This window comes from uncultured Candidatus Thioglobus sp. (assembly GCF_963981275.1).
Taxonomy (GTDB): domain Bacteria; phylum Pseudomonadota; class Gammaproteobacteria; order PS1; family Pseudothioglobaceae; genus Thioglobus_A.
In genome coordinates, this window is record NZ_CAXCCZ010000032.1 from 1 (window position 1) to 14,014 (window position 14,014).

Below are 14,014 nucleotides of genomic sequence, written 5' to 3' on the forward strand. Positions count from 1 at the left end.
TATGGTGGGGCGTGAGCGATTTGAACGCTCGACCAGCGGATTAAAAGTCCGATGCTCTACCAACTGAGCTAACGCCCCATATTAGTTTTTTCAACACTAAGTGCAAAAAGTGAAATTATACATTATCTCGATTTAAAAACAACAAAATTTAGCCTTTATTTACCATTTCTTTTAAGCTTTTTCCTGGCTTAAAAAATGGCACGTATTTCTCCCCTACCCGTGTTCTCTCACTGGTTTTTGGATTGATACCTTGGCGCGCCTTTCGATGTTTTTTTAAAAAACCACCAAAGCCCCTAATCTCAACGCCTTCACCCGATACAATCGATTGTGAAATCTTTTCCAAGATACAATCAACCGCTAATTTGACATCGGACTTCGCTAAATTACTTCGCTCAGTTAAGGTTTGAACTAAATCGGTTTTTTTCATAATTTCACCATAAAAAAAGGCCGCTTTGTATCACTACTCAGCGGCCTTTTTAGTCAACAAGATTTACTTATCTTTTGCTTGCTTAAGTAAGTCACCTAATGTTGAGCCAGTAGCCTCATCAGAAGACTGCTTGTTATAGTCTGCCATAGCTGCTTGCTCTTCAACTGAATCCTTAGCTTTAATACTAACAGAAACATTGCGAGATCTTCTATCAACATTCATGATAACCACTTCAACTTCTGCACCTGTCTTAAGTACTGTTGTTGCGTCTTCAACACGCTCTTGTGAAATTTCACCAGCTTTTAAGTAACCAGTAATATCGTCAGCTAGGGCGATAACCGCACCACGTGGATCAACTTCTAGGATAGTACCTTTAACGATAGAACCTTTCTTATTAGCAGAAGCATACTGCATGAAGTCATCTTCAGACAATTGCTTGATACCTAAAGAGATACGCTCTTTTTCTGCATCAATGTTAAGAATAACAACTTCTAATTCTTGACCTTTTGAGTAGCTAGATACCAGCTCTTCAGAAGACTGCTTATCCCAAGAGATATCAGCTAAGTGAATTAGACCGTCGATGCCGCCTTGTAGGCCAACAAATAAACCAAAGTCAGTAATTGACTTAACATTAACGATGATTTTGTCGCCTTTGTTTTGAGTTGCTTCGAATGCTTCCCAAGGGTTTTCTAATGCTTGCTTCATTGATAATGAAATACGGTGCTTAGATTCTTGTACGTCTAAGATAACAACATCAACTTCTTGACCTAATTTAACAATCTTAGAAGGACGTGCATTAGCATTTGTCCAGTCCATTTCTGAAACGTGAACTAAACCTTCAACACCATCTTCGATGCGCACAAACGCTCCGTAATCAGTAAGGTTAGATACTGTACCAGTAACCTTTTTACCGATTGGTAAACGATCTGAAATACTATCCCAAGGACTAGCAGTAAGCTGCTTAAGACCTAGTGATACACGCATCTTCTCTTTATCGTAGTTAAGAACCTTAACTTTAATCTTGTCGCCAATTGTTAGCTTCTCAGATGGGTGATTAACACGCGTCCAAGAAATATCTGTAATGTGTAGTAAACCATCAACGCCACCCAAATCAACAAATGCACCGTAGTCAGCAAGGTTCTTAACGATACCTTCGATTTCTTTACCTTCTTCAAGTGTTTCAAGTAATGCTTCACGATCTGCAGAGTTAGCTTCTTGCATAACTGCTTTTCTAGAGATAACGATGTTGTTTCTAACTTCGTCCATCTTGATAACGATCGCTTCAATTTCTTGACCTGTTAGGTATGAGAAATCTTTAACAGGGCGTACATCAACTAATGAGCCTGGTAAGAATGCTTTAACCACACCAATATCAACTGTCAAACCACCTTTAACAGCGCCAGTAACAATACCAGTAACTGTTTCTTTTGAATTCATTGCCAATTCAAGTGACTGCCACAACTTAATACGCTTAGCATCAGCGTGTGACAATAGTGTATTACCCAGGCCATCGTCGATTGATTTTAGAGCAACTTCTACAACATCGCCCTCTGCAACTTCTAATTCACCTTTTGGGTTTTTAAATTCGTCTAGAGAGATAAAACCCTCTGATTTTAGTCCAACGTTTACAATCGCTTTTTCACGATTAAGACTAACTACAGTACCCATTAATAAGGCACCTACTTTTACGTTTTGTTGTTCTACACTGTTTTCAAACAGTTCAGCAAATGATTCTGACATATATTCTTCTTTGATATTGACCGGTAATTTTTTAGGCTATGTACGGTATCCGCCTAATGCATATCGGGTTAGTTTATTTATAAAGCTTAACCGCTTAAGCTTTAACCAATTCGCTCACTTGAGCGACTACCTCCATCAGTGATAACTCAGTGGTATCAATGATAAGAGCATCTTTTGCAGGTTTTAAAGGGGAGTGTTTACGCGAACTATCACGCGCATCACGAGCTTCAACCTCTGCTAAGATTTGCGATATTATACCCTCATGACCTTGCGCTTGCAATTGTTTTAGGCGCCTATTAGCACGCGCATCACTGCTTGCACTTAGATAAACTTTAAACTCAGCCTCTTTAAAAACCACCGTTCCCATATCACGACCGTCAGCCACCAAACCAGGAGCAACTGCAAAGTCTTGTTGACGTTTTAAAAGTGCACTACGCACCACGCCAATGGCGGCAATTTTGGAAGCCATTTCTCCAGTTTTCTCAGTACGTAAAATTGATGAAACCTCTTTACCATCTAAATAAACACTGACCAGTTCGCTTCCCTCTTGAGTTTTAAACTCTAAGTCTAAATTAGTGGCAATCTCCACTAGGACAACTTCATCTGCGATATCGACAGCTCTGCTGTCTACTGCCAAGGCAAAAGCACGGTAAATGGCGCCAGAATCAAGTAAGTTCCAGCCTTGTTGCTGAGCAATAATACGAGCAACACTACCCTTGCCAACCCCGCTTGGACCATCAATAGTTAAAACTGGCACACTCATTTAACTTCTGCTCTCATGTGTGGAAATAGCAACACATCACGAATTGATGGCGAATCGGTAAATAGCATAACCAGTCGATCTATACCAATACCTTCACCCGCAGTTGGTGGCATGCCATATTCCAGTGCGCGAATGTAGTCTGAATCATAATGCATGGCTTCATCGTCACCCGCATCTTTTTCAGCCACTTGCGCTTTAAAACGCTCAGCTTGATCTTGAGCATCGTTTAGCTCAGAAAATCCATTAGCAATTTCTCGTCCACCAATAAACAACTCGAAACGATCAGTAATGAATGGATTATCGTCATTACGTCTAGCGAGTGGCGACACCTCTGTTGGATATTGAGTAATAAAGGTAGGTTGCATAAGTCGTTCTTCAACCGTTTTTTCAAAAATTTCAATTTGAATTTTTCCCAAACCCCAGCCATCTTTAACGTCAATACCTAGATTCTTAGCGGTTGTTTTAGCCTTGTTTTCATTTAGGTCTTCAGCGCTTAAATTTGGATTATATTCAAGAATTGAGTCAAACACACTAATGCGATTAAATGCCTTAGAGAAATCAAAATCATCACCTTGGTAGTGGATTGTGGCACTACCACACACATCCACTGCGATACCTCTAAACAACTTCTCAGTTAGATCCATCAGATCGTGATAAGTAGCATAGGCTTGGTAGAATTCAATCATGGTGAACTCTGGATTATGGCGAGTTGATAAACCTTCATTTCTAAAATTACGATTAATTTCAAATACACGATCCATGCCACCAACTACCAAACGCTTTAAATAAAGCTCTGGAGCAATACGTAAAAACATCGGCATATCGAGTGCATTATGATGTGTCTCAAATGGTTTGGCAGTTGCACCGCCTGGAATGGTTTGCAACATTGGCGTCTCTACTTCCATAAAGTCAGCAGCATTAAAAAAGTTACGAATATAGCTTACAATTGCGCTGCGACGTTTAAAGGTATTACGCGCCTCTTCATTAGTGATTAAATCAACATAGCGCTGACGATATCTAATTTCTTGATCTGATAAGCCATGAAATTTTTCAGGCAAGGGTCTTAGTGATTTGGTTAGGAGTTTAATACTGTCAATACGCACTGACAACTCGCCAACGTTGGTTTTAAACAGTGTGCCTGTGGCAGCTAAAATATCGCCAATATCCCATTTTTTAAACTGCTCATTATAAAAACCTTCTGGCAGCTCATCACGGGTGACAAATATTTGAATTTTCCCACTTGAGTCTTGCACAGTTGCAAAACTGGCTTTACCCATCACACGCTTAAGCATCATGCGCCCTGCTATTGATACCTTGATTGATTTCTCTTCCAGCTCTTCTTTAGAGAGCTGATCATAGTCATTAGTAATGGTTTGCGCCAAATGCTCAGGTTTAAAATCATTAACAAAAGGGTTGCCCGCTTCTCTTAATTTATCCAGTTTTGATTTTCTTTCAGCAATTAACTTATTGTCGTCTTGGTCGCTCATAATTTTAATGTTGTGTTTTGATTTCTAATTCTTGTTGTGCAAGCTCTTTAGCCTTGGCCAAATCTTGCTGTGCTTGGGTAGTGTTACCCATGCGCTTGTGCAAAGTGCCACGATTATAATAGGCTTGATAAAAATTTGCATCCAATTCAATGGCTTTATTTAAGTCTTTTAAGGCTAAATCATCCTTGTTAATTTTAATATAGGCATTGCCTCGATTATAAATCGCGGCTATGTAGTGTTTATCCAGGCTAATAGCTTGCGAATACGCATTAACCGCTTCATTACTCTTTTCTAGGCGATCATAACAATTTCCTAAGTTATTAAACGCACCACTATCCGTATTTTTAAGCAAAATAGCTTGCTCAAAATACTCGACAGCTGAGTTAAAATTTTCTTTTTCTTGCTCCAAATAGGCTAGGCAGAAATAAGCCTCAGCGCTATTTGGGTTGGCCCGAATGGCATTTGACATACTCTCAATTGCCAACTCATCATTACCTTGTAGTTGATGTAAATTACCCAAACTTAGGTGTGCATTAGCCTTGAGATTTTGATCTGCACTGGAGTGGTTGATTAACTTATTCCAAGCTTGAATAGCCAGCGAAAGTTCGCCATTCTTTTGATGTGCATACGCACCTACCATTAAATCGCTTAATTCTGCTTCTATACTCATACTAGGGTGATTATTAATTTTCTTAGATTGTGTCCAACGCGGTGCTCATACAGATACAAACCCTGATATCGCCCCAAGGCTAGCTCAGAATTAACAACAGGAATAGATTTTGACTCACCTGTTAATATAGAGCGAATATGGCCGGACATGTCAAAATCACCTTCATTATTATGACGATAATTTGGATTAGCATCTTGCACATTATTCTTAAAATAATCCTCAACATCCAAAAGCAGGTTGGCATCTTCATTGCCCGTAATCATTAGTGAGGCTGAAGTATGTGCAACAAACACATGACACAGATGAGTCTTAACACCTTTAATCAATGCATTTATTTGAGTGGTAATATCAACCGCACCACGTTCGCTGGTGGCAATCATTAACTCGTGTTGGGTCACTTTAATAAATCCTTAGCTTTTTGCGTGTCAATCGCTTGAGAAGTATTAGGAGATTTTCTACTCAAGGACCTTATAAAGAAAAATAAACCAAACGCTAAAAATGCAAATGGGGCGTACCACAACAAATATGTATTTTTATTCATGGGTGGCTTAAACACCACAAAATCACCATAACGATCTGTCATGTATTGGCGAATGCTATCATCCGTTTGATTATCGACAATCAGCTCACGCACCTTTTCACGCAGGTCTTTTGCCAACCCAGCATTCGAGCCGCCAATGCTTTGGCCTTGGCAAACTGGGCAGCGAATCTCGTCAATCAAGCTGCGGTATCTTTGTTCATGAGTATCATTTTTAAAACTATTTGCCTCAATACTTTCACCAAAAACTGGCTGAAAAGCCAGCAATGTAATACATAGGACAACTCTTTTAAATAGAGCCGTTGTTTGGGTAAAATTTCGCATACGCTATTCACGAACCATAAAACCTAGATTTTACACTTCTCAAGCGGTGTAAAAGGAGACCCATGCCATTAATTACACTTGACAGTATTTCTTTGAGTTTTTCAGACAAACCCATTCTCAATAAGGTTAGTTCAACCATTTTAAAAGGTGACAAAATTGCACTAATTGGTCGTAATGGTGAAGGAAAATCTACCTTTATGAGGATATTAGCCGGCACTATTGAACCTGATGATGGCAAGCTTAAAATAAAAAATGGTATAAAAATCAGCTATTTAGAGCAAATGCCACCTGAAGATAATGATAAAAATTTGTTTGACATTGTCTCCGAAGGATTGGGTGAAATTGGCAATATTATCGCTCAGTACCAACACTTAATAAATAACGGCGAACTAAATAAAGCTGGCGAATTCCAAGAGAAAATCGATCAACTTGATGGCTGGCAATATTTACACAAAATTGAGGCCATACTTAATCGATTTACACTAAACCCTCAAACCTCACTTTCTACTTTATCAGGAGGCTGGAGGCGTCGTGTCATGTTGGCACGCGCTTTGATTCAAGAGCCTGATGTATTACTGCTAGATGAGCCAACTAACCATATGGATATTACCGCCATTTTGGATTTAGAGCGTATGCTCAAAGAATACCATGGCACTTTAGTAATTATTAGTCACGATCGTTCATTTATCGCCGGCATTGTTAATAAAGTATTCGACCTAGATCGTGGACATTTAAGTGTGTTTGAGTGCGGCTATAAAGCCTATGTTAAGCGTAAAGATGAACAGCTTCACGCTGAAGAAATTGCCAACGCCCGTTTTGACAAAAAACTCGCGCAAGAAGAGGTGTGGATTCGCCAAGGCATTAAAGCCCGTCGCACCCGAAACGAAGGTAGGGTTAGGGCTTTAGAATCTATGCGCAAATCTTTTACTGATCGTCGAGCCAAAAAAGGCAATGTCAAAATTCATGCGTTAGAAGATGAAAACAGAGCTTCCAAGGTTGTTTTTGAAGTTAAAAAAATATCTTACGATATTGCAGGTCTAGAACTAGTTAAAGACTTTTCAACGCTGATTCTCAAAGGTGAAAAAATTGGCATCATTGGCGGCAATGGTAGTGGTAAATCAACATTTATTAAGTTATTACTAGACGAGTTACAGCCAACTAAAGGCTCAATAAGGCGCTCGAAAACAATTCAACTTGCTTATTTTGACCAAATGCGTGACAATCTTGACCCAAACATGAAGGCGATGGATTTTGTCTCTGGTGGCCGTGAACGCATTGAAATTGGTGGAAAAAGCAAACACATCATTGGCTACTTACGCCAGTTTTTATTTACTGGTAAACAAGCCATGGCACCTATTAGAATGTTTTCTGGTGGTGAGAAAAACCGACTCATGCTCGCTAAAATCTTATCTCAGCCTGCTAACTTACTGGTACTCGACGAGCCAACCAACGACTTGGATGTGGAAACTCTAGAGCTGCTGGAAGAGATGCTGGTTGATTATAACGGCACTTTAATTCTGATTTCTCATGATCGAACCTTCTTAAACAATGTTGTTGGCTCAACAGTGGTGTTAGATGGGGATGGGGTTATTAATCAATATGCAGGTGGTTATGATGATTATCTTATCCAAAAACAAGATAAGATAGCAGTACAAAAAACCAAAACAAAAGTCAAGCCAAAGGCTGAAAAACCGAGTAATAATAGCCCTAAAAAACTCACCTATAAACAACAACAAGAGCTAAAAAAATTGCCCGAAAAAATTGAAAAAACTGAAATTCAAATTGGAGAAATTCAAATGCTACTTTCAGATCCTGAGTTTTTTCAAACTGATGAATCTCAAGATGCACTCATTCGTCTGGCTAGACTAGAGGCAGACTTAGAACGCTACTTTGATAAATGGGGAGAGTTAGAATGAGTAAAAATATACCCTTAATTGTTGATTTAGATCACACGCTAATTAACACTGACTTATTGTATGAATCTTCCATTGGCGCGCTCAAGCAACAACCTTGGTTAATCTTAATCTATCCATTTTGGTTTTTTAAAGGCAAAGGCTACTTAAAGAGTCAGCTGGTTAAGCGCTTTAGTATTGATGTCACCAGCCTACCTTATATCCAAGCTACGATTGACTATATCAACGAGCGTAAAAAAATGGGTGATCAGGTTATCTTAGCAACCGCCTCTCACAAAGACTACGCATTCGCTGTCGCCAAACACATTAATTTATTTGATGATGTCATGGCTAGTAATTCAGAATTTAACTTATCCTCTCACAACAAAGCTAAAAAACTTATTGAACGCTTTGGCAATAAGGGTTTTGATTATATGGGTGATCATATGCGTGATATGCCAGTATGGGAGGCATCAAATCTGTCGATTCTGGTCAACGTTAACGACAAAATTATTAAAAATACTACCCACCTAAAGACACTATTACTCTCTCAAAAAGATTAGTTATCTAATAAATACGACAAACTACCTAGTAGCAAGTAAATGGCGGTAGTAACCACCAAGGTTGCTGCGATGACGCGAGCTATTTTTAGATTTTTTCCTAGCACTTTGTTGCTCACAAACCAAACGCAATAACCAATAACAAACGCAATAATTAAAAGACGAACTAAAAACATAAGGCCTACCTAGATGAGTTGAGTGATTGCGCTATTTTAGTCGCTAATGCCAAATTAATGCCATTGACTTTTTGAATTTCATCTATGGAAGCATTTTTAATCTCTTGCAAGCCACCAAAATAATTTAGCAATGCACTACGCCTAAGTTTTCCAACTCCTGTAATCGCTTCAAGTGGCGAAGTTGTGCGTTTTTTGGAGCGTTTTAAGCGGTGATTTTTAATCGCAAAACGATGCGATTCATCTCGAATGTGGTTCACCAACATAAGGGCAGGATCATGTGGTGCCAAATTAATCTTATTGACCTGAGAATCCTCAACCGTGATTAGGGTTTCCAGACCTGCTTTACGCTTTTCACCTTTAGCAACACCAACCAGCTGAATATCATCTATGCCGATAGAATTCATCACCATAATTGCTTGATTAAGCTGGCCCAAACCTCCATCAATTAGCACTAAATCAGGCAAAGGCTGTTGTTCTTTTAACAGCTTAGAATAGCGCCTAAAAATCACTTGATTCATGGCCGCATAATCATCACCCGGAGTAACGTTTTTAATATCGAATTGTCGATACTTCTTAACTTTTGGAACGCCCTTTTCAAACACCACACACGAGGCTTTTGTTGCCTCCCCCATCATATGGCTAATATCAAAACACTCTATATATTCTGGGATTTTCTTTAAATTTAAAATACTCTGCAAATGTACTAGTGTTGATTTTTTTCTAAATCTTGCCAATAAGTTTTGATTTAAATTTTCTTTAACCGTAAGTTTGGCAATATTTAAATAATGCTTTTTGTCCTTATTAGGTGTATCAATAAGATGGGTGTTAAGCGCATCTGAGATGGTTTTTTTATCTTTAATTTTATGACTAACCAACAATTGCTTAGGGGTATCTTTACCCAAATAATAAAGTGGCAAAAAAGCACAAAGTACCACTTCAACTGCTTGATGAGTTGAATTTTTAGGTAGGATGAATTCTTGACCAACTTGCTTGCCGTTACGAATAAACAACACCTCAATTGCATTAACGCCATCTTGCTGGGTAATGGCAATAACATCCATATCGGCTGTAGAACTTGATGCGTGCTGTTCTTGAATTTTTCTCAAGTCAATCAGCTGGTCACGCAGTCGTGCGGCCAACTCAAAATCTTGATTTTGGGCGGCAATTTGCATTTTTTTCGAAATTTTATCCAGTGTTTGTTTACCTTTTCCCGAGAGAAACAAGGCCATCATTTTAACGTCTTGTTGGTAATTTTCATCATCGATATGGCCTACGCATGGCGCGCTACACAAGCCAATTTGATATTCCAAACAAGCTCTAGATCTAGATCGATAAGTTGCATTAGTACACTGCCTAACCCTAAATATTTTCTTTAACAAGATTAAAGAATCTCGCACAATATGCGCTGAAGGGTATGGCCCAAAATACTGATTTTTACTCTGCTTAGTGCCTCTAAAAAAACTCACTCTTGGATGTTGATCATTGCTAATGGCAATATAAGGATAACTTTTAGAATCCTTTAGCAAGATATTATATCTTGGCATATGCTGCTTAATAAGCTCCGCTTCAAGCAGCAATGCCTGAGTTTCAGTTTCAGTGACTAGAACCTCAAAACTACTAATATTAGCCACAAGTGCTCGAGTTTTTCCACTTTCATGCTGTTTGGAAAAATAGCTGGAAACTCGATTTTTTAGATTTTTAGCCTTGCCAACATAGATCACTAAACTGTGTTTATCCAGCATTTGATAAACACCAGAATTTTGCGTTAGATTATCGAGTTTTTCTTGAATAGACATAAGCGAAAAAGGTAAAATAAAAGCAAAATTTTATTCTTTATAAAGACAATGATTAAAACAGCACTTATTATATTATCTATTATCTACTCAAACCTGACTTTGGCGTCAGATAATTCTACAAATATTGCCGACATTATCGACCCGCCAAGCTCAGCTGCACTCAACATTATGGTGAGTGCGCTCACCTCATTAAAAGAGCTAAAGAAACAGGAAAAAGCCTCAAAAGAAAATGTTGAGGCACTTATTCGATTAAAGCTTTTGCCTAATCTTGCTATGGGCGTCGCTGCTAAAATTGCTATGGATAAGCACTGGGATGGTTTAAATATTCAGCAAAAGCAGTTTTTTCAAAATTATATTTCAGAATCATTAATCCAAGACTATGTTGGCATACTATCCAGCTATGAAAAACTTGATAGCGTTCAAATATCAGTGGATCCAGATGTTAAACGCAAGGACAATAAAGCCATTGTTAAGCTTAATATTAGCATCAACAGTGATGATAAGCCATTTTCCATTTCTTTAAAAATGATTCGCCTAAATACATGGCATGTTTACGATGTGGTCTTTTCTGGTGTCAGTATTGTAAAAAATTATCGCGCTCAATTCGATTCCTACATTAAGCGTAAAGGTCTTGAGGCATTAATCACAAGATCTCAGCAAAAGCTAGACAGGATTAATAAAAAATAATGTACAAACTGGTTATCAAGGGTGGCAAAACTCTTAACGGCACGGTTAAGATTGCCGGCTCAAAAAACGCTGCTCTGCCGATTTTATTTGCCTCAATTTTGGCCGATGGCCCGCTAAAAGTCAACAACATACCGCACTTGAGTGATGTCTCAACCACACTCAGATTACTCATGGATATGGGTGCAGAATTTATTCTTGAGTCTGATAACTCACTACATATTGATGCCTCAAAACTGACAAAACTCACGGGTGAATACAGCTTAGTTAAAACCATGCGTGCATCAATTTTAGCGCTTGGACCTATGCTAGCTAAGTACAAAAAAGCTAAAATTTCCCTACCTGGAGGTTGTGCTATTGGCACCAGACCAGTTAATCTACACTTGAAAGCTTTAGAAGAACTAAGTGCTAAAATTGAAGTTAAAGGTGGCTATATCTATGCCACCACTGATCAGCTCATTGGTACTGACATACATTTTGAACAAGTGAGTGTAACAGCAACTGAAAACATCCTTATGGCCGCCACACTGGCTCAAGGGCAGAGCACTATTCATAACGCTGCTCAAGAGCCTGAAATTGTTGATTTAGCAAATTGTTTAATTAGCATGGGTGCCAAAATTACCGGCGCCGGCACTGCTATTATTTCTATTCAGGGTGTGTCTAATCTCTCTGGCATAAGTCATAGTGTTTGCCCTGATCGTATTGAAGCTGGAACCTATCTTGTTGCAGCTGCTATTACTAGTGGAAAAATCACCTTAAAAAACGCCCGCCATCAATCAATGCAAGCCGTTATTGATAAACTAATAGAAACTGGTGCTGATATTAGCTATGGTAAAAATAGCATCACACTTGATATGAAAGGCGAACGCCCTAAAGCGGTCAATATTAAAACCAGTGCTTACCCAAATTTCCCAACGGATATGCAAGCACAATTTTGTGCGCTTAATTGCATTGCAGATGGACAATCAGCCATCACTGAAACCATTTTTGAAAATCGCTTTATGCACATTCCCGAGTTATCTCGTATGGGTGCACAGCTCACTTTAGAAGGTAACACGGTCATTTGTAAAGGTGTAAAATCGCTTACGGGTGCAAATTTAATGGCAACCGATCTGCGGGCTTCCGCTTCATTGGTGCTTGCAGGGCTTGCAGCAACTGGAACAACTACGATTGAACGTGTTTATCATCTTGATCGCGGATACGAAACCATTGAAGAAAAATTAAAATTACTAGGCGCTCAAATTGAACGCATACAAGATTAGAGAAAAAATACCATGTTAACCATTGCACTGTCTAAGGGCAGAATATTAGAACAAACCCTGCCCTTATTAAAAAAAGCAGGATTGGAAATCGCTGATGAAGAGCTTAACTCACGAAAACTCATTCTCGACACCAATCTTGACGATGTCAAAGTCATCATTATTCGTGCCACTGACGTACCTGTTTTTGTACAACATGGCGCTGCTGACATGGGTATTGCCGGAAAAGATGTATTGCTTGAGCATGGCTCTAATGGATTGTTTGAAATGCTAGATTTAGGTATTGCAAAATGCAAGCTCATGGTGGCTGCCAAATCTGAAAATTACCTGCAAGGCAGTATATTAAAAGTAGCAACCAAATACGTGAATTCTGCTAAACAGTATTTTGAGAAAAAAGGTCAGCCTTGTGAAATTATCAAATTATATGGCGCTATGGAGCTTGCTCCAGTAGTTGGTTTATCACACTGTATTGTGGATTTGGTGGATACTGGCAATACCTTAAAAGCCAATGGCCTTATCCCTCTAGATCATATTGAAGACATCAGTTCACGACTGGTTGTCAATAACGCTTCATTTAAAACTAAAAACACCGCCATTAAATCTTGGATTAATGCCATTGAGAAAAACCTATGATTACAAAACTTTCATCTAAACAGTCAGATTTTAAAGACAATTTAAGCAAACTTTTAGCTTGGGAGAGTGTCTCTAACGCTAACGTTGCAAAAACAGTAGACGACATTATTGCCAATATTCGCAGCCATGGCGACAAGGCTTTAGTAGATTACACCAATCAGTTTGACCGGATGAATGCTCATGATATGAGTGAACTCACTATCAAACTATCAGCACTCAAAGAAGCATTTGATACTCTCGGTGATAAAGAAAAAACCGCTCTAAAAACTGCAGCGGATCGCGTTCATAGCTATCACCAAAAACAAAAACAAGAGACTTGGACCTACACAGAAGATGACGGCACTATGCTGGGGCAAAAAATCACCCCATTAGACCGGGTTGGATTATACGTACCAGGTGGCAAGGCTGCCTATCCATCGTCCGTACTCATGAATGCCATCCCTGCTAAAGTAGCAGGTGTTGAAGAGTTAATCATGGTTGTGCCAACGCCTGACTCAATTACTAACCAGTTAGTACTAGCAGCGGCTTATATTTCAGGTGTAGATACAGTGTTTACAGTGGGTGGCGCACAAGCAGTTGCTGCACTGGCTTATGGCACACAAACCATCCCCAAGGTTGATAAGATTGTTGGTCCTGGTAATATTTATGTAGCCACAGCTAAGCGCGTGGTATTTGGTCAAGTGGGTATTGACATGATCGCCGGACCAAGTGAAATTTTGATTATTTGTGATGGCAAAACTAACCCAGATTGGATTGCAATGGATTTGTTCTCTCAAGCTGAACATGATGAAGATGCACAATCCATCCTGCTTTGTCCTGATGCAGACTTTATTGATCAAGTTGAGGCAAGCATTGCTAAACTATTACCAACCATGGAGCGCAAAGAAATTATCGCTACCGCTCTCAAAGACCGTGGTGCTTTAATCCTAACCAAAGACATGGATGAGGCTGTGGCACTTTCTAATCAAATTGCCCCTGAACATTTAGAGCTTTCTGTTGAAGATCCTCAGGCAATGCTTGACGGCATTAAACATGCAGGTGCAATCTTTATGGGTCGACACACTT

The 14,014-nt window shown here is 39.1% G+C and carries 15 protein-coding genes and 1 tRNA gene; 6 read left to right on the top strand and 10 right to left on the bottom strand.

From position 1 onward, the window contains the following. Positions 1-2: 2 nt before the first annotated feature. The 8 genes from ABNR88_RS05810 to ABNR88_RS05845 form a co-directional block, all read right to left on the bottom strand. Positions 3-78: transfer RNA gene (locus tag ABNR88_RS05810), tRNA-Lys, on the bottom strand. Between the two features lie 70 nt (positions 79-148). Further along, positions 149-427 carry an HU family DNA-binding protein gene (locus ABNR88_RS05815; protein ID WP_291929002.1) on the bottom strand — a complete coding sequence of 93 codons (279 nt, stop codon included), beginning with the start codon at positions 425-427 and terminating at the stop codon, positions 149-151. Positions 428-490: 63 nt separating this feature from the next. After that, entirely contained in the window at positions 491-2,167 is a 1,677-nt protein-coding gene (rpsA, locus tag ABNR88_RS05820; protein WP_291929004.1) for a 30S ribosomal protein S1, read from the bottom strand. Between the two features lie 94 nt (positions 2,168-2,261). Next, positions 2,262-2,930, bottom strand: a complete 669-nt coding sequence (cmk, locus tag ABNR88_RS05825) for a (d)CMP kinase (RefSeq protein WP_291929007.1) — start codon at positions 2,928-2,930, stop codon at positions 2,262-2,264. After that, a complete protein-coding gene (gene lysS / locus ABNR88_RS05830; protein ID WP_291929011.1) occupies positions 2,927-4,417 on the bottom strand; it encodes a lysine--tRNA ligase in 1,491 nt (496 codons plus the stop codon). Before lysS ends, cmk begins: the two co-directional genes overlap by 4 nt. Positions 4,418-4,421: 4 nt before the next feature. Then, entirely contained in the window at positions 4,422-5,087 is a 666-nt protein-coding gene (locus tag ABNR88_RS05835) for a tetratricopeptide repeat protein (protein ID WP_291929016.1), read from the bottom strand. Continuing rightward, on the bottom strand, positions 5,084-5,485 hold the full coding sequence (locus tag ABNR88_RS05840; protein ID WP_291929019.1) for a secondary thiamine-phosphate synthase enzyme YjbQ: 402 nt from the start codon (positions 5,483-5,485) through the stop codon (positions 5,084-5,086). Before ABNR88_RS05840 ends, ABNR88_RS05835 begins: the two co-directional genes overlap by 4 nt. Continuing rightward, positions 5,482-5,949, bottom strand: a complete 468-nt coding sequence (locus tag ABNR88_RS05845; RefSeq protein WP_291929022.1) for a cytochrome c-type biogenesis protein — start codon at positions 5,947-5,949, stop codon at positions 5,482-5,484. Before ABNR88_RS05845 ends, ABNR88_RS05840 begins: the two co-directional genes overlap by 4 nt. A 62-nt stretch (positions 5,950-6,011) precedes the next feature. Between ABNR88_RS05845 and ABNR88_RS05850 the strand changes: the two genes are divergently transcribed. Both ABNR88_RS05850 and ABNR88_RS05855 read left to right on the top strand, forming a co-directional pair. After that, positions 6,012-7,865 carry an ATP-binding cassette domain-containing protein gene (locus ABNR88_RS05850; RefSeq protein WP_291929026.1) on the top strand — a complete coding sequence of 618 codons (1,854 nt, stop codon included), beginning with the start codon at positions 6,012-6,014 and terminating at the stop codon, positions 7,863-7,865. Next, on the top strand, positions 7,862-8,404 hold the full coding sequence (locus tag ABNR88_RS05855) for a hypothetical protein (protein WP_291929027.1): 543 nt from the start codon (positions 7,862-7,864) through the stop codon (positions 8,402-8,404). Before ABNR88_RS05850 ends, ABNR88_RS05855 begins: the two co-directional genes overlap by 4 nt. Here ABNR88_RS05855 and ABNR88_RS05860 read toward each other — a convergent pair. Beyond that, a complete protein-coding gene (locus tag ABNR88_RS05860; protein ID WP_291929029.1) occupies positions 8,401-8,577 on the bottom strand; it encodes a hypothetical protein in 177 nt (58 codons plus the stop codon). The two genes, ABNR88_RS05855 and ABNR88_RS05860, sit on opposite strands and share 4 nt — an antisense overlap. Before the next feature lie 5 nt (positions 8,578-8,582). Beyond that, complete coding sequence (uvrC, locus tag ABNR88_RS05865) at positions 8,583-10,373, bottom strand: excinuclease ABC subunit UvrC (RefSeq protein WP_291929031.1); 1,791 nt, start codon at positions 10,371-10,373, stop codon at positions 8,583-8,585. A gap of 48 nt (positions 10,374-10,421) precedes the next feature. On the opposite strand from uvrC, the gene ABNR88_RS05870 reads away from it, so the two are divergent. The 4 genes from ABNR88_RS05870 to hisD form a co-directional block, all read left to right on the top strand. Beyond that, positions 10,422-11,060, top strand: a complete 639-nt coding sequence (locus ABNR88_RS05870) for an ABC transporter substrate-binding protein (RefSeq protein ID WP_348670168.1) — start codon at positions 10,422-10,424, stop codon at positions 11,058-11,060. Continuing rightward, positions 11,060-12,319 carry a UDP-N-acetylglucosamine 1-carboxyvinyltransferase gene (gene murA / locus ABNR88_RS05875; RefSeq protein WP_348670169.1) on the top strand — a complete coding sequence of 420 codons (1,260 nt, stop codon included), beginning with the start codon at positions 11,060-11,062 and terminating at the stop codon, positions 12,317-12,319. Before ABNR88_RS05870 ends, murA begins: the two co-directional genes overlap by 1 nt. A 12-nt stretch (positions 12,320-12,331) precedes the next feature. Continuing rightward, positions 12,332-12,949: an ATP phosphoribosyltransferase gene (gene hisG / locus ABNR88_RS05880; RefSeq protein WP_291929038.1), complete on the top strand. Its 618-nt coding sequence runs from the start codon at positions 12,332-12,334 to the stop codon at positions 12,947-12,949. After that, a partial coding sequence (gene hisD, locus ABNR88_RS05885) for a histidinol dehydrogenase (RefSeq protein ID WP_348670170.1) occupies positions 12,946-14,014 on the top strand: 1,069 nt, incomplete at its 3' end. The genes hisG and hisD, both read left to right, overlap by 4 nt.